Genomic DNA, 20,750 nt, shown 5'->3' with positions numbered 1-20,750 from the left:
GGGCGGGTGGACCGGACCACAGTCCGGCTCGCCCGCCTCCCTTCCTTGTCCGAAAGTATGGAGGTCTGATGGGCCGCTATGTGATCCGCCGGTTGATACAGGCGATCCCTGTTCTCATCGGTGCGACGTTCCTGATCTATTTCATCGTCTTCTCGCTGCCGGGTGACCCGGTGCAGGCGCTGGCCGGTGAGAAGCGCGCCGACCCGATCGTGGCGGAGATGATCCGTCAGAGGTACCACCTGAACGACCCGTTCCTCGTTCAGTACTGGCACTACATCTCGGGCGTCTTCCAGGGCGACCTGGGCGAGAGCCTGCAGGGTCGCAGCGTGAGCGACATGATCGGCGACGCCTTCCCCTACACCCTGAACCTCGGCATGGTGGCGTTCGTCATCGAGGCGGTCGTCGGTGTGGCGGCGGGTGTCATGGCGGCCCTGCGCAAGGGCAAGTTCCTCGACCAGCTGGTCCTCCTGAGTACCCTGCTGGTCATCTCGGTCCCGGTCTTCGTCACCGGCTTCATCCTCCAGCTGGTGCTCGGCGTCCAGCTGAAGAACTCGTACGGCATCGACTTCTTCTCGGTCTCCTTCAACGAGGAGGACGGAATCCGGGCCTACCTGCTGCCGGCCTTCGTCCTCGCGTCGCTCTCGCTCGCGTACGTCGCCCGGCTGACCCGCACCAGCCTGATGGAGACCATGCGCGCGGACTACGTCCGCACCGCCGTCGCCAAGGGCCTGAAGCGCCGTCGGGTGATCGGCCGGCACGCCCTGCGCAACGCGCTGATCCCGATCGTCACCTTCCTCGGCGCCGACCTCGGTGGCCTGATGGGCGGTGCGGTGATCACCGAGAAGATCTTCAACATCCACGGCATCGGCGGTCTGCTCGCCCAGGCCGTGTACCAGAAGCAGGGCACGATCATCGTCGGCGTCGTCACGCTGCTGGTGATGATCTACCTCGTGACCACCCTGCTCGTGGACATGCTGTACGCCGTGCTCGACCCGAGGATTCGCTATGAGTGACACCATCACCAAGGACGCCTCGGCGCCGGCCGGGGACAACAGCCCGAAGGCCGCGCCGGCGAAGAAGCAGAAGCCGGAGCGCGTCGCCAGCCTGTGGTCGGACGCGGTCCGCGACCTGCGCCGCAACCCGATGTTCATCATCGGCGGCGTGCTGGTGCTGGCGCTGATCGTCATCTCGATCGTGCCGCAGTGGTTCACCGACGGCAGCCCGTTCGACAACAACGCGTGCGACCTGTCGCACTCGCTGGAGCGTCCGAGCGCCGACCACTGGTTCGGCTACGACGTCCAGGGCTGCGACAACTACACCCGCACCATCTGGGGCGCCCGCAACTCGATCATCGTCGGCATCCTGACCACCACCATGGTCACCGTGGTCGGCTCCCTCCTCGGCCTGCTGGCCGGCTGGAAGGGCGGGATCATCGACTCGGTCCTGTCGCGGTTCACCGAGATCTTCTTCTCGATCCCGACCCTGCTCGGCGGCATGCTGATCATGTCGATGCTCGGCAAGGGCAACGCCTACACCGTCTCCCTGGTGATGGCCGTCCTCGGCTGGCCGCAGATCTACCGCATCATGCGCGCCTCGGTGCTGGCGAACAAGAACAACGACTACGTGATGGCCGCCCGCGCCCTGGGCGCGGGTGCCGGCCGGATCACCTTCCGGCACATCCTGCCGAACGCCATCGCGCCGGTCATCGTCGTCGCCGCGATCAGCCTGGGTGTCTACATCGGCGCCGAGTCCGCCCTGTCCTACCTGGGCATCGGCGTCCAGTCGCCGGAGATCTCCTGGGGCCTGATGATCAGCGACGCCCAGGTCCGCTTCCTGGCGGCCCCGCACGTGCTGCTCTTCCCCGCCGCGGTCCTGAGCGTCACCGTGCTGGCCTTCATCATGCTCGGCGACGCGGTGCGCGACGCCCTCGACCCGAAGCTCCGCTGAGAGAAGAGGTGACGACCCGATGACCACCGTGATCGAGAAGAACCAGAAGAGCGGCCGGCTCGAAGTTGGCACCCCGCTGCTGGAGGTCAAGGACCTCCACGTGGAGTTCCACACCCGGGACGGCGTCGCGAAGGCCGTGAACGGAGTCAACTACTCCGTGGCCGCCGGTGAGACCCTGGCGGTGCTCGGCGAGTCCGGCTCCGGCAAGTCGGTGACCGCCCAGACCATCATGGGCATCCTCGACATGCCGCCCGGCAAGATCAGCCAGGGCCAGATCCTCTTCCGCGGCCAGGACATGCTGGCCATGAAGGAGGAGGAGCGCCGGCAGATCCGCGGCCAGAAGATCGCGATGATCTTCCAGGACGCGCTGTCCTCGCTGAACCCCGTCATGACCGTCGGCGCCCAGCTGGGCGAGATGTTCCGGGTGCACCGCGGCGCCTCCAAGAAGGAGGCCCGGGAGAAGGCCATCGAGCTGATGGAGCGGGTCCGCATCCCCGCCGCCAGGCAGCGCGTCGGCGACTACCCGCACCAGTTCTCCGGCGGCATGCGCCAGCGCATCATGATCGCGATGGCGCTCTCCATGGAGCCCGACCTGATCATCGCCGACGAGCCCACCACCGCCCTGGACGTGACCGTCCAGGCCCAGGTGATGGACCTCCTCGCCGAGCTGCAGGCCGAGTACAACATGGGCCTGATCCTGATCACCCACGACCTCGGCGTGGTCGCCGACGTCGCGGACAAGATCGCCGTCATGTACGCCGGCCGGATCGTCGAGACGGCCCCGGTGCGCGACCTGTACGCCAACCCGGCGCACCCGTACACCAAGGGTCTCCTGCGTTCCATCCCGCGCCTGGACCAGAAGGGCCAGGAGCTGTACGCGATCAAGGGTCTGCCCCCGAACCTGCTGAAGGTCCCGGCCGGCTGCGCGTTCAACCCCCGCTGTGACGTCGCCACCGACCTGTGCCGCACGGAGATCCCGGCGCTGCACCAGGTGACCGACAAGGACGGCAAGGAGCTCACCGGCCGCCGCAGCGCGTGCCACCTCTGGAAGGAGACCCTCCATGGCTGAGCCCATCCTGGAGGTCAAGGACCTGGTCAAGCACTACCCGCTGACCCAGGGCATCCTCTTCAAGAAGCAGGTCGGCGCGGTCAAGGCGGTCGACGGCATCTCCTTCGACCTGATGAAGGGCGAGACGCTCGGCATCGTCGGCGAGTCCGGCTGTGGCAAGTCCACGCTGGCCAAGGTGCTGATGAACCTGGAGCGGGCCACCTCCGGCCAGGTGCTGTTCAAGGGCGAGGACATCTCCAAGCTGACCGGCCAGGCCCTCAAGGCCGTGCGCCGGAACATCCAGATGGTGTTCCAGGACCCGTACACCTCGCTGAACCCGCGCATGACGGTCGGCGACATCATCGGCGAGCCGTTCGAGATCCACCCCGAGGTGGCCCCGAAGGGCGACCGCCGCAAGGCCGTCCAGGACCTCCTGGACGTCGTCGGCCTGAACCCGGAGTACATCAACCGGTACCCGCACCAGTTCTCCGGCGGTCAGCGCCAGCGCATCGGCATCGCCCGCGGCCTCGCGCTCAAGCCCGAGATCATCATCTGCGACGAGCCGGTCTCCGCCCTGGACGTGTCCGTCCAGGCGCAGGTGATCAACCTGCTGGAGCAGCTGCAGAGCGACTTCGGGCTCTCGTACATGTTCATCGCCCACGACCTCTCCATCGTCCGGCACATCTCCGACCGCGTCGGCGTGATGTACCTCGGCAAGATGGTCGAGATCGGCTCGGACGAGGAGATCTACGAGAACGCCACCCACCCGTACACCCAGGCGCTGCTCTCCGCGGTGCCGGTGCCGGACCCGACGGCGCGCGAGCACCGCGACCGGATCATCCTGACCGGCGACATCCCCTCGCCGGCCAACCCGCCGTCCGGCTGCCGCTTCCGCACCCGCTGCTGGAAGGCGGAGGACCGCTGCTCCGAGGAGATGCCGCTGCTCGCGGTGCCCTCGCTGCTCAAGGGCGCGGCCGCGCACGAGTCGGCCTGTCACTTCGCCGAGGTGCGCGAGACGGAGACGGCCGCGGCCTGACCGACGGCACCCGTGACGCACCCGGAAGGGCCCGTGGCTTCCCGCCACGGGCCCTTCCGGCGTTCGGTAGGTCCGGTGCTGCGTAGATCCGGTGCTGCGTCGATCCGGCGCTGCGTCAACTCCGCGGGCGGTCACCGCACCCATCCGGGGGTACTCGACTCGCGCCGTCGCCGGGGCGCGCTTCTCATGGGGTGTGATGCGACACACACCCTGAGGAGGGACCTCCATGCCCGTAGCCGCCCGTGCTCGTTGGGTCCTCGCCGCTGCGACGTCCGTGGCCCTGGTGGCCACCGGGTGCAGCAGCAGCGGGGGCGGCAGCAGTTCGTCGGACACCAGCAAGACCTTCAGCTACCAGAGCAGTGAGCCGCAGAACCCGCTCCAGCCCGCCAACGCGAACGAGACCGGCGGCGGTCGCATCATCCAGAACCTGTTCAAGGGGCTCGTGGACTACGACCCCGGCACCGCGAAGATCCGCATGCAGGTCGCCGACAAGATCGACACCAGCGACTCGCAGACCTACACCGTCACGCTGAAGGACGGGTGGAAGTTCCACGACGGCACCCCGGTGCACGCCAAGAACTTCGTCGACGCCTGGAACTGGGGCGCGGCCACCACCAACAACCAGATCAACAGCTCCTGGTTCTCCGACATCGAGGGCTACAAGGACGTCCACCCGGCCACCGGCCAGCCGACCACGGACAAGATGTCCGGCCTGAGCGTCACCGACGACCTGCACTTCACGGTCAAGCTGAGCAACAAGGTCTCGTACTTCGAGTACAAGCTCGGCTACATCGCCTTCTCGCCGCTGCCGGACGGCTTCTTCAAGGACCCGGCCGGGTACGGGCAGAAGCCCGTCGGCAACGGGCCGTACCAGTTCGTCAGCTGGTCCCACAACCAGCAGGTGGTCACCAAGGCCTTCCCGGACTACCAGGGCGTGGACAAGCCGAAGAACGGCGGCGTCGTCTTCAAGATGTACAACACGTCCGAGGCCGCCTACGCCGACCTCCAGTCCAGCAACCTCGACGTGATGGACCAGGTGCCGCCGTCCGCGCTGGCCACCTACAAGAGCGACCTCGGCGACCGGGCGATCGACTCCCCCCAGGGCGCCATCCAGAACGTCGGGTTCACGCTCTACCAGGCCGACTGGTCCGCGCCCGACAAGGCCAAGGTGCGCCAGGGCATCTCGATGGCGATCGACCGCGACACCATCACCAAGACCGTGCTCCAGGGCTCCCGCAAGGCCGCCAGCGCCTGGGTGGCCGAAGGCGTCGAGGGCTACAAGGAAGGCGCCTGCGGCGACTTCTGCAAGTTCGACCCGGCCAAGGCGAAGACGCTGATCACCGAGGGCGGCGGCGTCCCCGGCAACAAGCTGACCATCCTGTACAACGCGGACGGCGGCCACAAGGAGTGGGTCGACGCGGTGTGCAACTCGATCCGGCAGAGCACCGGGGTGGACTGCACCGGCGACCCGAAGCCCGACTTCAAGACCGCGCGCGCGGCGATCACCGGACACCAGGTCAACGGCATGTTCCGGACGGGCTGGGTGCAGGACTACCCGCTGAACGCCAACTTCCTCGCGGACGTGTACCGCACCGGCGCCGCGTCCAACGACACGGGGTACAGCAGCCCGCAGTTCGACCAGGCCGCCAAGCAGGCCGACGAGGCCGCCAGCGTCGCCGACACGGTCACCGGCTACCAGCAGGCCGAGGCCGTGCTGCCCGGCGACATGCCGGCCATCCCGCTCTGGTACTACCGCACCAACTCGGGCTACTCGACCAAGGTGCAGAACGTGAAGTTCGACTCCTTCGGCAACCCGGCCTGGACCCAGGTCGAGGTCAAGGGCTGATCCCCTCTCCCGCCGGCCCCGCCCTCACCGCACGGAGGGCGGGGCCCGGCCACCTCGGAAGGAGGCTCGGATGGGCAGTTACGTGCTGCGTCGGGTGCTGCAGATGATCCCGGTGTTCCTCGGCACCACGCTGCTGATCTTCCTGATGGTCTACACGCTGCCGGGCGACCCGGTGGCGGCGCTGTTCGGCGAGAAGGCCGCCGATCCGGCCGTGGTGGCCAGCATCAAGCACAAGTACTACCTCGACCAGCCGGTCTGGAAGCAGTACCTGCACTACATGGGCAACCTCTTCCAGGGGGACTTCGGGACCAGCTTCACCGGCCGTCCGGTCACCGACATCATGGCGGACGCCTTCCCGGTCACCATCCGGCTCGCGCTGCTGGCCTTCGTGTTCGAGATGGTCCTCGGCCTGTGCCTCGGGCTCGTCTCCGGCCTCAAGCGCGGCAGCCTCCAGGACACCCTGGTGCTGATCCTCACCCTGCTGGTGATCTCCATCCCGGTCTTCGTGCTCGCGTACATCGCGCAGACGGTGTTCGCCACCAACCTGGGCTGGGTCACCCCGACGGTGCAGGACAGCTACGACCTGTCCCAGCTGCTCCTGCCGGCGATGGTGCTCGGCTCGCTCTCGCTCGCGTACGTCGCCCGGCTCACCCGCACCTCCATCGGCGAGAACCTGCGGGCCGACTACATGCGCACCGCGGTCGCCAAGGGCCTGCCCCGGCGGACCATCATCTCCCGCCACCTGCTGCGCAACTCGCTGATCCCGGTGGTCACGTTCCTCGGCACCGACCTGGGCGCCCTGATGGGCGGCGCGATCGTGACCGAGGGCATCTTCAACGTGCAGGGCATCGGCAACGTCCTGTACCGGGCGATCAACCAGAAGGAGGGGCCGACGGTGGTCGGCATCGTGACCGTCCTGGTGATCGTCTACCTGGTCGCCAGCCTCCTCGTCGACCTGCTCTACGCGGTCCTGGACCCGAGGATCCGCTATGCCTGACATCCATGACGAAGAGTCCTTCGAACCGCACCCCAAGCCCGGCGTCTCGCGCCTGGACTACGCGGGCGAGCAGGGCATGGCCGTCGAGCAGGACACCCTGGTCGAGGCCGACCCGGTCAAGCGCGAGGAGGCCCGCAGCCTCTGGGGCGACGCCTGGCGGGACCTGCGGCGGCGCCCGATCTTCCTGATCTCGGCGGTGCTGATCCTGCTGCTGGTCGTCATGGCGATCTTCCCGTGGGCGTTCACCGACGCCGACCCGCGCAAGGCCGACCTGGTGCACAACTACCTGCGCCGGCCGGACTGGTCGGACGTGTTCGGGGCCGGCTGGTTCGGCTACGACGGACAGGGCCGGTCGATCTTCGCCCGCGTCGTGTACGGCGCCCGCGCCTCGATCACCGTCGGCATCTGCGTCACCGCGGCGGTCACCGTGCTCGGCGGCCTGGCCGGCATGGTCGCCGGGTACTTCGGCGGCGGCGTGGACGCGGTGATCTCCCGGATCGTCGACATCTTCTTCGGGATCCCGCTGCTGCTCGGCTCGCTGGTGCTGCTGAACGCGTTCGCCACCCGCACGGTGTGGAGCGTGGTCATCGCCCTCGGCTTCCTCGGCTGGACCCAGATCGCCCGCGTCATGCGCGGCGCCGTGCTGACCGTCAAACAGGCCGACTACGTGGTGGCCGGACGGGCACTCGGGGCCGGGACGGGGCGGCTGATGTTCCGGCACATCCTGCCGAACGCGATCGCGCCGGTGATCGTCGTCGCGACCATCGCGCTCGGCGGCTACATCGCGACCGAGGCGACGCTGAGCTTCCTCGGCATCGGCCTGCAGGACCCGACCATCTCCTGGGGCATCGACATCTCCTCCGCCCAGAAGGTGATCCGGACGGCGCCGTACGTCCTGTTCTTCCCGGCCGCGGCGCTCTCCGTCACCGTGCTGGCCTTCATCATGCTGGGCGACGCGGTGCGCGACGCCCTCGACCCGAAGCTTCGCTGAGCGAGGGGAACGCATCGTGACTACAGCTGTGGACACCACCGGACCCGGGCGGGACGCGCCGTACGAGGGACCGCTGCTCGACGTGCGCGACCTGCACGTCGAGTTCGTCACCCGGGACGGCGTGGCCCGGGCGGTCAACGGGGTCAACTACAGCGTCCGGGCGGGGGAGACGCTGGCGGTGCTCGGCGAGTCCGGGTCGGGCAAGTCGGTGACGGCGCAGGCGATCATGGGCATCCTGGACATGCCGCCGGCCCGCATCCCGCGCGGCGAGATCCGCTTCCGCGGCCAGGACATGCTGAAGATGGGCCGGGAGGAGCGGCGGCGCATCCGCGGCCGGAAGATCGCGATGATCTTCCAGGACGCGCTGTCCTCGCTCAATCCGGTGCTCAGCGTGGGCTTCCAGCTCGGCGAGATGTTCCGGGCGCACCAGGGGACGTCCCGCAAGGAGGCCAAGGACAAGGCCGTCGAGCTGATGGACCGGGTACGCATCCCGGCGGCGGCGCAGCGGGTGAACGACTACCCGCACCAGTTCTCCGGCGGCATGCGCCAGCGCATCATGATCGCGATGGCGCTGGCCCTCGAACCGGACCTGATCATCGCCGACGAGCCCACGACGGCGCTGGACGTGACGGTGCAGGCCCAGGTGATGGACCTGCTGGCGGAGCTCCAGGCGGAGTTCCAGATGGGCCTGATCCTGATCACCCACGACCTCGGCGTGGTGGCCGACGTCGCGGACAAGATCGCGGTGATGTACGCGGGGCGGATCGTCGAGACGGCGCCCGTGCACGAGCTGTACGCGCGCCCGGCCCACCCGTACACCCGGGGCCTGCTGGACTCGATCCCGCGACTGGACCAGAAGGGCCAGGAGCTCTACGCCATCAAGGGGCTGCCGCCCAACCTGCTGCGGATCCCGAAGGGCTGCGCGTTCAACCCGCGCTGCCCGCGGGCGCAGGACGTCTGCCGGGCCGAGGTACCGGAGCTGTACCCCGTGACCGAGGAGGACGGCACCGCGCTGGCCGGGCGGGGCAGCGCGTGCTTCTTCTGGAAGGAGACCCTCCATGGCCGGTAACGGGGCGAGTGCGCTGGGGGCGACCACGGCGGCGGCGACCACGCCGGAGGAGCTCGTGTTCGACCAGAACGTGGCGCGCGGCGAGCCGATCCTCGAAGTCCGCGACCTGGTCAAGCACTTCCCGCTGACGAAGGGGGTGCTGCTCAAGAAGCAGGTCGGCGCGGTGAAGGCGGTGGACGGGGTCTCCTTCGACCTGATGCAGGGGGAGACGCTGGGCATCGTGGGCGAGTCGGGCTGCGGGAAGTCCACGCTGGCGAAGGTGCTGATGAGCCTGGAGCCGGCCACCGGGGGATCCGTCCGGTACAAGGGCGAGGAGATCTCCCGGCTGTCGGGGTCGGCGCTGAAGGCCGTGCGGCGGAACATCCAGATGGTGTTCCAGGACCCGTACACCTCGCTGAACCCGCGCATGACGGTCGGGGACATCATCGGCGAGCCGTTCGAGATCCACCCGGAGGTGGCGCCGAAGGGCGACCGCCGCAAGGCCGTCCAGGATCTGCTGGACGTCGTCGGGCTCAACCCGGAGTACATCAACCGGTATCCGCACCAGTTCTCCGGCGGCCAGCGTCAACGCATCGGTATCGCCCGGGGGTTGGCGCTCAAGCCGGAGATCATCATCTGTGACGAGCCGGTGTCGGCGCTCGACGTGTCCGTCCAGGCGCAGGTGATCAACCTGCTGGAGAAGCTCCAGGGCGAGTTCAACCTCTCGTACATGTTCATCGCGCACGACCTCTCGATCGTCCGGCACATCTCCGACCGCGTCGGCGTGATGTACCTCGGCAAGATGGTCGAGATCGGCTCCGACGAGGAGATCTACGACCACGCCACCCACCCGTACACGCAGGCCCTGCTGTCGGCCGTGCCGGTGCCCGACCCGACCGCGCGGGAGTCGCGGGACCGGATCGTGCTGACCGGGGACGTCCCCTCGCCGGCGAACCCGCCGTCGGGCTGCCGCTTCCGCACGCGCTGCTGGAAGGCGCAGGAGCGGTGCGCGGTGGAGGTCCCGCTGCTCGCGGCGCCGTCGTGGCTGGACGGGGCGGCCCGGCACGAGTCGGCGTGTCACTTCGCGGCGGAGCGCGAGATCGGGTAGAGCGCGGCGGAGCGCGAGATCAGGTAGAGCGCGGCGGAGCGGGACAACGGGAGGGGGGCCGCCGCGGCCGGGTAACAATTCGGTCGACGTCGCGGCAGGCGGCGCACACCAAGGGCGCGTCCTCGATTCGAGGGCGCGCCCTGCGCTGTGCTGCGCAAACGCCGGAAAAAGATCGATTACTCCTCGTAAACGCGCGAATACCGGAGATCATCGTCCGCCTTCCGGAGATCGGAGCGGGTGATCCCGTATGCGATATGCGGGAATTTGGCGAGCATTGTCCGGGCCGGGTCCGGCGCGTAATTGAAAAGAGATGTGACGCGGATTCCGAAAGCCGGTCGGTTGATCGATAGTTGCTTTGCGCGTATCAGTGGTCACCTCGCCAACTGTGCGGATCGGCCCTGAGATGTCGGCCTCCGTCACGCCCGGCACACCGAGTGGCGGGGCCGCCGTTCGTTCGCAAGCCCCCAAAACGAGGAGCAGTTGAATGAGGCTCACCAAGACGATGCGCCTGACCGCCCTGGCGGCCTGCACGGCGCTCGCGATCTCCGCGTGCACCACGGGCAGCGACAAGAAGCCCCCGGCCGGCAAGACCGGCGGGTCGATCAGCGTCCAGCTGGGTGAGCCGCAGAACGGCCTGGTCCCGCAGAACACCGCGGAGTCCGAGGGCACCCAGGTCGAGTACGCGCTCTTCACCGGGCTGGTCGACTACGACCCCAAGACCAGCACGCCCAAGCTCGCCATGGCCGAGTCGATCGACTCGCCGGACTCCACCGTCTGGACGATCAAGCTCAAGGACGGCTACACCTTCCACAACGGCGAGAAGGTGACCGCGCAGTCCTTCGTCGACGCCTGGAACTGGGGCGCCGACCAGGACAACGCCGCGCAGGCCCTGCCGTTCTTCGACAAGGTCCTCGGCTCCGACGAGCTCGCGCCCGGCAAGGACAAGAAGCCCACGGCCACGGCGCTCAAGGGCCTCAAGGTCGTGGACGACAAGACCTTCACCGTCACCCTCAAGGCGCCGTTCTCGCAGTTCAAGACCATGCTCGGGTACAACGCCTTCTACCCGCTCCCGAAGGCGTTCTTCAACGACCCGAAGGCCTTCGGCGACAACCCGATCGGCAACGGCCCGTTCCAGATGGACGGCCCGTGGCAGCACAACCAGCAGATCAAGGTCAAGCGCTACGACAACTACCCGGGCAAAAAGGCCAAGCTCGATTCGGTCACCTTCAAGATTTACGACAAGCTGGAAACCGCGTACAACGACCTCCGCGCGGACAACATCCAGATCACCAACAAGCTGCCGATCTCGGCGATGGCGACGGTGGCCCAGGAGTTCGGTGACCGCTACATCTACCAGCCGGAATCCGGCGTCGGCTACATCGGGTTCCCGATCGCGACCAACAAGGCGTTCGCGAGTCCCGACCTGCGCAAGGCGATCTCGATGGCGATCGACCGCGAGGCCATCACCAAGACGATCTTCTCCGGCACCCGCAAGCCGGCCGACGACTTCGTCAACCCGATCATCCCGGGTTACCGCCAGGGCGCGTGCGGCGACGCCTGCAAGTACGACCCGGCGAAGGCGAAGGCGCTCTACACCCAGTCCGGCGGCCTGCCCGAAAACAAGCTGGAGATCGGCTACAACGCGGACGGCGGCCACAAGGAGTGGATCGAGGCCGTCGGCAACCAGCTGAAGAACAACCTCGGGATCGACGTCACCTTCAAGCCGTTCGAGAAGTTCGGCAAGATCCTCGACGCGCTGGGGGCCAAGCAGTACTCCGGCGCCTTCCGCATGGCCTGGTCGATGGACTACCCGTCGATCGAGGACTACCTGCGCCCGATCTTCTCGAAGATCGCCATCGACAACGGCTCCAACTACGGCGGCTACGTCAACGAGGACTTCGAGGCGCTGCTCGCCAAGGCCGACCAGGCGAAGACCGAGGACGAGGGCCTGAAGCTGTACCAGCAGGCCGACGACATCCTGCTCAAGGAGCTGCCGTACATCCCGGTGTACACCTACATGAGCTCCGGGGCGTACACCAAGACCGTCAAGAACGTCATCATCGACGCCCAGAACCGCATCGACCTGACCTCCGTCGAACTCGCCTGACCCGACTCCCGCTGACCGGTGCGTCCCGCAGGGCGGCGCGGGAAACCCCCGTGCCGCCCGCCGGTGACGCGCCCCAACCACGAGGAGGCCGCCACATGGGCCGCTATGTGGTCCGTCGGGTCATCCAGGCCGTACCTGTGATCCTCGGCGCGACGTTCCTGATCTACGCACTGGTCTTCCTGCTGCCCGGTGACCCCATCCAAGCGCTGGCCGGTGAGAAACGCGCGGACCCGACGGTCGTCGCGATGCTGCACGACCGGTACCACCTGGACGATCCGTTCTTCCTCCAGTACTGGCACTACCTGGTCGGCCTGTTCCAGGGCGACTTCGGCGAGGACTACCGCGGCCACGCCGTCGTCGACGTGATGACGCGGGCCTTCCCGTACACCATCAACCTGGCCGGGACCGCGCTGGTCATCGAGATGGCGGTGGGCGTGACCGCCGGCGTGGTCGCCGCCCTGCGGCGCGGCCGGTTCATCGACAACCTGGTGCTGATCTCGACCCTGATGGTCATCTCGATCCCGACCTTCGTGATCGGCTTCGTGCTCCAGCTGCTCCTCGGGGTGAAGCTCCACAACGACTACGGCATCGACTTCTTCCCGGTCTCGTTCAACGAGGACGACGGCTTCCGCGCGTACCTCCTGCCGGCCTTCGTGCTCGCGTCCACCTCGCTCGCCTACATCGCCCGGCTCACCCGGACCAGCCTGACCGAGGTGATGCGGGCCGACTACGTGCGCACGGCGGTGGCCAAGGGCCTGAGCCCGCTGCGCGTCGTGGTGCGGCACGGGCTGCGCAACGCGCTGATCCCGATCGTCACCTACCTCGGCATGGACCTGGGGTCGCTGATGGGCGGCGCGGTGATCACCGAGGGCATCTTCAACATCCCCGGGATCGGGCACCAGCTGTTCCAGTCCGTGTACCTGCGCGAACGCACCATCGTGGTGGGCGTCGTGAGCGCCCTCGTCATGGTGTACCTCCTCACCAACCTGGTGGTCGACCTGCTCTACGCCGTTCTTGACCCGAGGATCCGCTATGAGTGAGCCGACGAACGCGCTGGACACGACGGCCCCGGTGACCGCGGCGGCGGCCGCCAAGGGCGACAAGGAGCGGGTGGGCAGCCTCTGGACGGACGCCTGGTACGACCTGCGGCGCAACCCGCTCTTCATCATCGGCGGGCTGCTGGTGCTGCTCATGGTGGTGATGGCCGTCGCCCCGCAGCTGTTCACCGACAAGGACCCGAACTCGGCCGGCTTCTGCGAACTCTCGTCCTCGCTGCAACGCCCCTCCGCGGACCACTGGTTCGGCTTCGACGTCCAGGGCTGCGACGTCTACACCCGGACGATCTGGGGTGCCCGCAACTCGATCATCGTCGGCATCCTGACCACGTCGCTGGTGGTCCTGGTCGGCGGCACGCTCGGGCTGCTGGCCGGCTGGATGGCCGGGTTCTGGGACAGCCTCCTGTCGCGCATCACCGAGATCTTCTTCGCGATCCCGCTGCTGCTCGGCGGCATGCTCATCATGTCGACCTGGCAGAAGGGCAACGCCTGGACGGTCTCGGCGGTGATGGCGGTGCTCGGCTGGCCGCAGATCTACCGGCTGATGCGCTCGGCGGTGATCTCCAACAAGCACAACGACTACGTGGTCGCCGCGCGGGCGCTCGGGGCCGGCACCGGGCGGATCGTCACCCGGCACATCCTGCCGAACGCGGTGGCGCCGGTGATCGTCGTCTCGACCATCAACCTCGGCGTGTTCATCGGCGCCGAGGCCGCGCTGTCCTACCTGGGCATCGGCATCCAGTCCCCGGCGATCTCCTGGGGCCTGATGATCAGCGACGCCCAGTCCCGCTTCCTGAACGCCCCGCACGTACTGCTCTTCCCGGCCGCCGTGCTGAGCATCACCGTGCTGGCGTTCATCATGCTCGGCGACGCGGTGCGCGACGCCCTCGACCCCAAGCTGCGCTGAGGAGGGCCGCGGACCATGACTGACACGACGAAGCCGTCCGGCACGAGGGACGGCGGGGCGCGCCTGAGCGCGATCGAGGTGACCGCCCCGCGCCGGGAGAACCTGGTGCCCGGCACGCCACTGCTCGAAGTCGACGACCTCCACGTCGAGTTCGTCACCCGGGACGGCATCGCCAAGGCCGTCAACGGCGTCAGCTACTCGGTGTCGGCCGGGGAGACGCTGGCGGTGCTCGGCGAGTCCGGTTCGGGCAAGTCGGTGACGGCGCAGGCGATCATGGGCATCCTGGACATGCCGCCGGGGCGGATCACGGCCGGCAAGGTGCTGTTCCGGGGCCAGGACCTGCTGACGATGAGCCCCAAGGCCCGGCGCGCGGTGCGCGGCCGGAAGATCGCGATGATCTTCCAGGACGCGCTGTCCTCGCTCAACCCGGTCCTCAGCGTGGGCTACCAGCTCGGCGAGATGTTCCGGGTGCACCAGGGCGCCTCGCGCAAGGAGGCGAAGGACCGCTCGGTCGAGCTGATGGAGCGGGTGCGCATCCCGGCGGCGGCGCAGCGGGTGGACGACTTCCCGCACCAGTTCTCCGGCGGCATGCGCCAGCGCATCATGATCGCGATGGCGCTCTCGATGGAGCCCGACCTGATCATCGCGGACGAGCCCACCACTGCCCTGGACGTGACCGTCCAGGCCCAGGTGATGGACCTGCTGGCCGAGCTGCAGTCCGAGTTCCACATGGGGCTGATCCTGATCACCCACGACCTCGGCGTGGTGGCCGACGTCGCGGACAAGATCGCGGTGATGTACGCGGGACGGATCGTCGAGACGGCGCCCGTGCACGAGCTGTACGCGCGCCCGGCCCACCCGTACACCCGGGGCCTGCTCAACTCGATTCCCCGGCTGGACCAGAAGGGGCAGAACCTGTACGCCATCCAGGGCCTGCCGCCGAACCTCCTGCACATTCCGGCCGGCTGCGCGTTCAACCCGCGCTGCGACCGGGCGCAGGACCGCTGCCGGTCCGAACTTCCGCCGCTCGTCCCGGTGCTGGACGCGGAGGGCAGGGACCTGCCGGGCCGGCACAGCGCCTGCCACTTCTGGAAGGAGACCCTCCGTGGCTGAGCCGATCCTGGAGGTCCGGGACCTGGTCAAGCACTACCCGCTGACGCAGGGGATCCTCTTCAAGCGGCAGGTCGGCGCGGTGAAGGCGGTGGACGGCATCTCCTTCGACCTGGTCACCGGGGAGACGCTGGGCATCGTCGGCGAGTCCGGCTGCGGGAAGTCCACGCTGGCCAAGGTGCTGATGAGCCTGGAGCGGGCGACCGCGGGCCAGGTGCGCTACAAGGGCCAGGACATCACCCGGCTGTCGGGGTCGGCGCTGAAGGCCGTGCGGCGGAACATCCAGATGGTGTTCCAGGACCCGTACACCTCGCTGAACCCGCGCATGACGGTCGGGGACATCATCGGCGAGCCGTTCGAGATCCACCCGGAGGTGGCGCCGAAGGGCGACCGCCGCAAGGCCGTCCAGGATCTGCTGGACGTCGTCGGGCTCAACCCGGAGTACATCAACCGGTATCCGCACCAGTTCTCCGGCGGCCAGCGTCAACGCATCGGCATCGCCCGGGGGTTGGCGCTCAAGCCGGAGATCATCATCTGTGACGAGCCGGTGTCGGCGCTCGACGTGTCCGTCCAGGCGCAGGTGATCAACCTGCTGGAGCAGCTGCAGACCGAATTCGGCCTGTCGTACATGTTCATCGCGCACGACCTCTCGATCGTCCGGCACATCTCCGACCGCGTCGGCGTGATGTACCTCGGCAAGATGGTCGAGATCGGCTCGGAGGACGAGATCTACGCCCATCCGACCCACCCGTACACCCAGGCCCTGCTGTCGGCCGTGCCGGTGCCCGACCCGACCGGCCGCGAGCAGCGCGAGCGCATCCTGCTCAGCGGCGACCTGCCGTCGCCGGCGAACCCGCCGTCCGGCTGTCGCTTCCGCACCCGCTGCTGGAAGGCGCAGCAGCGGTGCTCCGAGGAGGTGCCGCTGCTCGCGGTGCCCGCGCTGCTGGAGGGCCCGGCCGCGCACGAGTCGGCCTGCCACTTCGCCGAGGTGCGGGACGTGATCGGGAGCGCCTGAGCCCGTTCCCCGGCCGGGTCGCGGAGTCCGCCGACTCCGCGGCCCGGCCGCGTGGTGCCGGGCGCCGTCGGCCCCCGGGGGCGGTCACTTCTCGAAGCCGACGTTCTCCCAGACGATGTCGGACAGGCCCTGCGCGCCGATGTTGGCGAGGTTGGCGCGGGCGCCGTACAGCTGCGGCCGCTGGTAGAGCGGGAGCATCCCGGCCACCTTCCACAGCTCGGCGTCGGCCTGGTTGATGGCCTCGGAGGCGGTGGCGGTGTCCGGCGCGGCGGCGGCCCGGTCGAGGGCGGCGTCGACGGCGGCGCTGCCGGTGCCGGCGTGGTTGTTGCCGCTGTTCTGGACGAAGCTGGCGCGGCTGCCGCTGGCGGGGAAGGGCGTGCCGAGCAGCGCGTACACGGCGAGGTCGAAGTCCTGGCGGTTGACGTACTTGTCGAAGAACTCGTTCGGGCCGGCCTGGACGGTGGTGACCTTCACACCGACGCCCTTGAGCATTCCGGTGAGGCTCGCGGCCTCGCTCTGGGCGGTGGCGACGCCGGCCGGGACGACCAACCGCAGGTTCAGCTCGCGGCCGTCCTTGTGGCGGACGTCGCCGTCGAGCTTCCAGCCGGCCGCGTCGAGCTTGCGGCGGGCCTCGGCGGGGTCGTAGCGGCTGAGGCCGAGCGAGTTGTCGCGGTAGGCGTTCTGGTTGGCGACCAGCAGGTGGTTGTTGAGCGTGGCCGGCGGCCAGTCCAGGCCCTTGAGGTCCTCGCGGGCGATCGCGTCCCGGTCGATCGCCTGGAACACGGCCTGGCGCACGGTCGCGTCGGTGAGCAGCGGGCTGCGGCCGTTGAGGGTGAGCTGGCGGAAGTCCGGCCCGCCGGCCCGCCGGACGACGGCGCCCTTGGTGCGCTTGATGGCCTCGTACCCGGCCACGTCCGGGCCGTTGTTGAAGAGGTCGATGTCGCCGCGGCCGAAGGCGGCGGCCATCGTCGCCGGCGTCATGGCGTGGAAGACGATGCGGTCCAGCAGCGGCTTGTCGCCCCACCAGGCCGGGTCGGCGACCAGGGTGACGGTCTGGGCCGCCGGGTCCAGCTTCTCGACCTTGAACGGGCCCGCGGTGACCGGGATGGCGTCCAGGTAGGCGGTGTTGAACAGGTCGGGGCCGCTCACCCTGCTCGCCGGCAGCAGCGGGGCGTTGGCGGCGCCGTTGAACATCGACTGCCACTCGGAGAAGGGCTGGTCGAAGGTCATCACGGCCTGGAAGTCGTCCTTGCCGGGCACCACCGAGGAGACCAGCTCGAAGCCGGTGCTGCTGGAGGACTTGTACGCCGGGTCCTTGCCGTTCATCGCGTGCCAGTCGGCCTCGATGTCGCGCCAGGTGATCGGGGTGCCGTCGGACCAGTGGGCCTGCGGGTTGAGCGTCCAGACGACCACCTGGTGGCCGTCCCTGAGCTCGGCGTGGGCGTCCTGGAGGTAGGCCGGGTTGGGGGTCTGGGTGCCGGCCGCGTCGGAGCGGAAGAAGGTGGGCAGCAGCGCCTTGGTGACGCTGCCCGTCGAGGACTCGGTGCCGTCGGCGTGGATCGGCGACCACTGGTGGGAGAACTGGGTGATCGCGAGGTTCAGCGTGCCGCCCTGGCGCAGCTGGGCGCGGTCGCGCGGATTGATGTCCGTCGCGGTGGACTTGGGCGACTTCGGGACGGACGCCATCGCGTCGCCGGGCGAGCCGTCCGGCTGGGACGCACACGAACAGAGCGTCAGCGAGAGCGTGAGCGCGGTGAGGCCGGCGAGCAGGGCCGTCCGGTGGTGGAGGCGGCCCATTGGCATGCTCCCGAGGCAGGTGTGGCGGATGGTGTGGCGTCACATCTTGGCGAGCGGGACGGGAGTTGTCGAGGGGGAGGGCCGGGGGGCCGGCCGACGGGGACGGCCGAGGGGCGGGCCCGTTCCTTCACGGGGAAGGCGGCGGACCCGCCCGTCGGCGGTCGGGCGCGGTCGCTCAGGCGACGGTGAACTTGAAGGTGCGGTCCTTGTCGCCGCTCTTGTCGAGCAGCGGGGTGAGCGCGTCGGCGACGTCCTGCGCGGTGATCGCCGCGGACTGGCCGTTCTTCTTGATCTTGACCTTGTCGAAGACGTTGCCGAGCTGGGCGTTGAGCGCGTCCAGGTCCCACTTGGGCGTCAGCTTGCCCGAGGCGTCCGGCACGAGGGTCAGCGCCTTGGCGGCGGTCAGCTTGCCGAAGTTAAACGTCTTGGCGCCGGCCGTGATGTGGATCGGGCCGCTGACCGCGGACTTGCCGAGGCCGTCCGCGGCGGCCTGCAGGGCCTGGGCGGAGACCTTCGGCTGGGCGGCCGTGACGTTCAGCGCGATCGGCTGGTCGGGCTTGCCGGCGGCGCGGTCGCGGTAGGCCTGCTCGACCACGGCGACGGCGCTCGCGGAGTCCAGCGCCTGACCGGCCTTGCCGGGCACGACGACCGGGTCGCCGGTGTCGCCGAACTTGACGTAGCCCTCCTGCAGGCCCTGGCCCGCCCCGGCGGCCAGGCCGTCGAGCGCGGCCTTGAGCTTGGCCCGGTCGACCTTGACCTCCGGCGCGACGTTCTTCGTGCCGCCCTGCAGCGACTTGATGACGTCGACCGGGCTGTAGCTGTGCTGGGTGAGGCCGTCGACGGTGGCCGTGGTGTCGAAGCCGAGTCCGGCGACGGTCGGGTCCAGGTCGACGCTCTGGTCGCCGATCTTCAGCTTGAGCGGCTGCTGGCCGGCCTTGCCCACCGTCTCGTCGAGCTGGTGGATGGCCTGGTCGCGGTTGTTGCCGCCGATGTCGGTGCCGAGCACCACGGTGCCCTTGGGGATGTCCGACTGGTTCAGCATCAGGCCGGTGCCGTACGCGGCGGCGCCGAGGAACAGGACGCCGCCGATGCCGTAGACGCCGAGCTTGACGATCTTCTTGCCGGCGCCGCCCTTCTTCTTGGCCTTGCCCTGCGCCTTGGCGGGCGCGGCCTTCGCGGGCTCCGCGGCGGCGGGGGCCGGGCCGCCGGCCTCCGGGCGGGGGCCGGGCGGGGGGGCCGGCAGTGGGGTGACCGCGGTGGCCTCCGGGTCGCGGCCGGGCTGCCGCGCGCCGGCCGGGGCGGCGCCGAACGGATCGGTGCCGAACGGGCCGGTGCCGAACGGGTCGGCGGGGGAGGCCTTGCCGCCCGGTGCGCCCGGTGCGCCCGGCGCGGCGGGGGCGCCGGGGAACAGGCCGCCGGGGGCGGCGAACGCGTCCTGGCCGGCGGGCGCACCGGGGCGCTGCGCGGCGAACGGGTCGGCGCCGGTGGGCGCGGAGGCGAACAGGCCCGGCTGCTGGCGGCCCTCGCCGGCACCCCGGCCGGCGCGCTGGGCGCCGTCCTGGGGCAGGCCGGGTATGGCGGCCGGCGCCGGAACGTCCTCGCGGATCGGCGCGAAGCCGTCGACGGAGGTGTCCTCGGGGTCGGCCGCGCCGCCGGCCGGGAAGGGCCGGGCGCTCTGCGGGCCGCGGTTCTGCGGGCGGCCGTCAGGCGCGCCGGCACCCTGCGGACCGCGCTTCTGCGGACGGCCGTTCTGCGGGCCGCGCGGACCGGCGGGGGTCGCCGCGGCGGGAGGAACGGGGGCGAACGGGTCGGTGGCGAACGGGGCCGCCGCGGCCTCGTACACGCCGGGCTCGTCGGCCCGGCCCTCCGGGCCGCCGAACGGCGCGGGAGCCGGGGCGGGCGCGGCGCCGTTGGCCTGCGCCTGGGCGGGGACCGGACGGCCGCTCTGCCGGGCGGCGCCCTGGCCGGAGCGCTGGGCGCCGTTCTGCGGGGCGCCCTCGGGGCGCGCGCCGTTCGGCTGGGGCTTGGGCCGGGCCTGGGCCTTGGCCTGCGGCTGGGCCTGGGGCTCGGCTCCGGCGCCCGGCGCACCGGCCGGGACCGGGGCGGGCGCGGCCTCGTTGGGCGCCGACGCGGCCTTCTTCTGCCGCGGCCGGAACCACGCGCCGGTCGACTCGGACTCGGAGGTCGCCGGCGGGATCGGCGGGATCTGCCACTCCGGCGGCAGGTTCGGCGGCGTCGCCGTGCGGCCGCCGCCCTCCATCACGCCGAGGACGGGGGAGGAGGGCGCGGAGCGGTGGCGCGCGCCGCCCGCCTCGGGGGCGGACGCCGGGGCCTCGTCGCCGGGGCCCTCCTCGTTCTTGACGGCGCTGCGGACGACGACCGGCGGGATCGGGCGCGAGCCGGGGATGTTGATCCGGACCCGGGTGGTCAGGGTGGTCTCGGTCTTCGGGACCTCGTCCTCGCCGCCCGACGCCGCGCCCTGGGCGGCACCGTTGCCGGCCCGGTCGCCGCCGGGCAGGCCCGGTGTGCCGTAGGGCGGGGTGCCCGACGGGTAGGCGTCCGGGCCCGTGCGCCGGGGCGTCGGGTGGGCGTTGTCAGATTCGCGGCTGCTCAATGCTGCTCTGCTCCGGGTTCGCGGGCGGGCCGTGCGGCGCGACCGCGGTTCGTGGTCGCCGGGCCTGGGGCGGGCGGCGGTCGGGTACGGCGTTCTGCGGCACCACCATACTGGGAAGAACTGA

The 20,750-nt window shown here is 69.7% G+C and carries 16 protein-coding genes; 14 read left to right on the top strand and 2 right to left on the bottom strand.

Annotation, left to right across the window (positions count from 1 at the left end):
- The first annotated feature begins 68 nt into the window (after positions 1-68).
- From ACFXDE_RS31540 to ACFXDE_RS31475, 14 genes are all read left to right on the top strand, one after another.
- The gene (locus tag ACFXDE_RS31540; RefSeq protein ID WP_380438133.1) at positions 69-1,013 is read left to right on the top strand and encodes an ABC transporter permease; all 945 of its coding nucleotides are present in this window, start codon (positions 69-71) and stop codon (positions 1,011-1,013) included.
- A complete protein-coding gene (locus ACFXDE_RS31535; protein ID WP_380498032.1) occupies positions 1,006-1,947 on the top strand; it encodes an ABC transporter permease in 942 nt (313 codons plus the stop codon). The genes ACFXDE_RS31540 and ACFXDE_RS31535 overlap by 8 nt, the downstream gene beginning before the upstream one ends.
- A gap of 19 nt (positions 1,948-1,966) precedes the next feature.
- Positions 1,967-3,016 carry an ABC transporter ATP-binding protein gene (locus tag ACFXDE_RS31530; RefSeq protein ID WP_380438137.1) on the top strand — a complete coding sequence of 350 codons (1,050 nt, stop codon included), beginning with the start codon at positions 1,967-1,969 and terminating at the stop codon, positions 3,014-3,016.
- Positions 3,009-4,031 carry an ABC transporter ATP-binding protein gene (locus ACFXDE_RS31525; protein WP_380438139.1) on the top strand — a complete coding sequence of 341 codons (1,023 nt, stop codon included), beginning with the start codon at positions 3,009-3,011 and terminating at the stop codon, positions 4,029-4,031. Before ACFXDE_RS31530 ends, ACFXDE_RS31525 begins: the two co-directional genes overlap by 8 nt.
- Positions 4,032-4,257: 226 nt before the next feature.
- On the top strand, positions 4,258-5,877 hold the full coding sequence (locus ACFXDE_RS31520; RefSeq protein ID WP_380438141.1) for an ABC transporter substrate-binding protein: 1,620 nt from the start codon (positions 4,258-4,260) through the stop codon (positions 5,875-5,877).
- Between the two features lie 70 nt (positions 5,878-5,947).
- Positions 5,948-6,874 carry an ABC transporter permease gene (locus ACFXDE_RS31515; protein ID WP_380438143.1) on the top strand — a complete coding sequence of 309 codons (927 nt, stop codon included), beginning with the start codon at positions 5,948-5,950 and terminating at the stop codon, positions 6,872-6,874.
- A 76-nt stretch (positions 6,875-6,950) separates the two neighbouring features.
- A complete protein-coding gene (locus tag ACFXDE_RS31510) occupies positions 6,951-7,865 on the top strand; it encodes an ABC transporter permease (RefSeq protein WP_380438272.1) in 915 nt (304 codons plus the stop codon).
- A 16-nt stretch (positions 7,866-7,881) separates the two neighbouring features.
- A complete protein-coding gene (locus ACFXDE_RS31505; RefSeq protein WP_380498031.1) occupies positions 7,882-8,934 on the top strand; it encodes an ABC transporter ATP-binding protein in 1,053 nt (350 codons plus the stop codon).
- Positions 8,924-10,021, top strand: a complete 1,098-nt coding sequence (locus ACFXDE_RS31500) for an ABC transporter ATP-binding protein (RefSeq protein ID WP_380498030.1) — start codon at positions 8,924-8,926, stop codon at positions 10,019-10,021. The genes ACFXDE_RS31505 and ACFXDE_RS31500 overlap by 11 nt, the downstream gene beginning before the upstream one ends.
- Positions 10,022-10,505: 484 nt before the next feature.
- Positions 10,506-12,128 carry an ABC transporter substrate-binding protein gene (locus ACFXDE_RS31495; protein ID WP_380498029.1) on the top strand — a complete coding sequence of 541 codons (1,623 nt, stop codon included), beginning with the start codon at positions 10,506-10,508 and terminating at the stop codon, positions 12,126-12,128.
- Positions 12,129-12,223: 95 nt separating this feature from the next.
- On the top strand, positions 12,224-13,168 hold the full coding sequence (locus tag ACFXDE_RS31490) for an ABC transporter permease (RefSeq protein WP_380438150.1): 945 nt from the start codon (positions 12,224-12,226) through the stop codon (positions 13,166-13,168).
- Positions 13,161-14,090, top strand: a complete 930-nt coding sequence (locus ACFXDE_RS31485) for an ABC transporter permease (protein ID WP_380438152.1) — start codon at positions 13,161-13,163, stop codon at positions 14,088-14,090. Before ACFXDE_RS31490 ends, ACFXDE_RS31485 begins: the two co-directional genes overlap by 8 nt.
- A 15-nt stretch (positions 14,091-14,105) precedes the next feature.
- Complete coding sequence (locus ACFXDE_RS31480) at positions 14,106-15,203, top strand: ABC transporter ATP-binding protein (RefSeq protein WP_380498028.1); 1,098 nt, start codon at positions 14,106-14,108, stop codon at positions 15,201-15,203.
- A complete protein-coding gene (locus tag ACFXDE_RS31475) occupies positions 15,196-16,215 on the top strand; it encodes an ABC transporter ATP-binding protein (RefSeq protein ID WP_380438153.1) in 1,020 nt (339 codons plus the stop codon). The genes ACFXDE_RS31480 and ACFXDE_RS31475 overlap by 8 nt, the downstream gene beginning before the upstream one ends.
- An 84-nt stretch (positions 16,216-16,299) precedes the next feature.
- On the opposite strand, the gene ACFXDE_RS31470 is transcribed toward ACFXDE_RS31475, so the two are convergent.
- Positions 16,300-18,012, bottom strand: a complete 1,713-nt coding sequence (locus ACFXDE_RS31470; protein ID WP_380498027.1) for an ABC transporter family substrate-binding protein — start codon at positions 18,010-18,012, stop codon at positions 16,300-16,302.
- A gap of 175 nt (positions 18,013-18,187) precedes the next feature.
- Entirely contained in the window at positions 18,188-20,626 is a 2,439-nt protein-coding gene (locus tag ACFXDE_RS31465; protein WP_380498026.1) for a hypothetical protein, read from the bottom strand.
- Between the last annotated feature and the right edge of the window lie 124 nt (positions 20,627-20,750).

This window comes from Kitasatospora sp. NPDC059408, from assembly GCF_042751525.1.
Taxonomy (GTDB): Bacteria; Actinomycetota; Actinomycetes; order Streptomycetales; family Streptomycetaceae; genus Kitasatospora.
The sequence above is the reverse complement of the archived record's forward strand: the minus strand, read 5'-3'. Positions and strand labels throughout refer to the sequence as shown.

Bases quoted from the DNA above. Each gene is read 5' to 3' on its own strand.
- ACFXDE_RS31525 (WP_380438139.1), top strand. From the start codon at position 3,009: ATGGCTGAGCCCATCCTGGAGGTCAAGGACCTGGTCAAGCACTACCCG.
- ACFXDE_RS31490 (WP_380438150.1), top strand. From the start codon at position 12,224: ATGGGCCGCTATGTGGTCCGTCGGGTCATCCAGGCCGTACCTGTGATC.
- ACFXDE_RS31500 (WP_380498030.1), top strand. From the start codon at position 8,924: ATGGCCGGTAACGGGGCGAGTGCGCTGGGGGCGACCACGGCGGCGGCG.
- ACFXDE_RS31530 (WP_380438137.1), top strand. From the start codon at position 1,967: ATGACCACCGTGATCGAGAAGAACCAGAAGAGCGGCCGGCTCGAAGTT.
- ACFXDE_RS31540 (WP_380438133.1), top strand. From the start codon at position 69: ATGGGCCGCTATGTGATCCGCCGGTTGATACAGGCGATCCCTGTTCTC.
- ACFXDE_RS31520 (WP_380438141.1), top strand. From the start codon at position 4,258: ATGCCCGTAGCCGCCCGTGCTCGTTGGGTCCTCGCCGCTGCGACGTCC.
- ACFXDE_RS31535 (WP_380498032.1), top strand. From the start codon at position 1,006: ATGAGTGACACCATCACCAAGGACGCCTCGGCGCCGGCCGGGGACAAC.
- ACFXDE_RS31485 (WP_380438152.1), top strand. From the start codon at position 13,161: ATGAGTGAGCCGACGAACGCGCTGGACACGACGGCCCCGGTGACCGCG.
- ACFXDE_RS31495 (WP_380498029.1), top strand. From the start codon at position 10,506: ATGAGGCTCACCAAGACGATGCGCCTGACCGCCCTGGCGGCCTGCACG.
- ACFXDE_RS31510 (WP_380438272.1), top strand. From the start codon at position 6,951: ATGGCCGTCGAGCAGGACACCCTGGTCGAGGCCGACCCGGTCAAGCGC.
- ACFXDE_RS31470 (WP_380498027.1), bottom strand. From the start codon at position 18,012: ATGGGCCGCCTCCACCACCGGACGGCCCTGCTCGCCGGCCTCACCGCG.
- ACFXDE_RS31480 (WP_380498028.1), top strand. From the start codon at position 14,106: ATGACTGACACGACGAAGCCGTCCGGCACGAGGGACGGCGGGGCGCGC.
- ACFXDE_RS31515 (WP_380438143.1), top strand. From the start codon at position 5,948: ATGGGCAGTTACGTGCTGCGTCGGGTGCTGCAGATGATCCCGGTGTTC.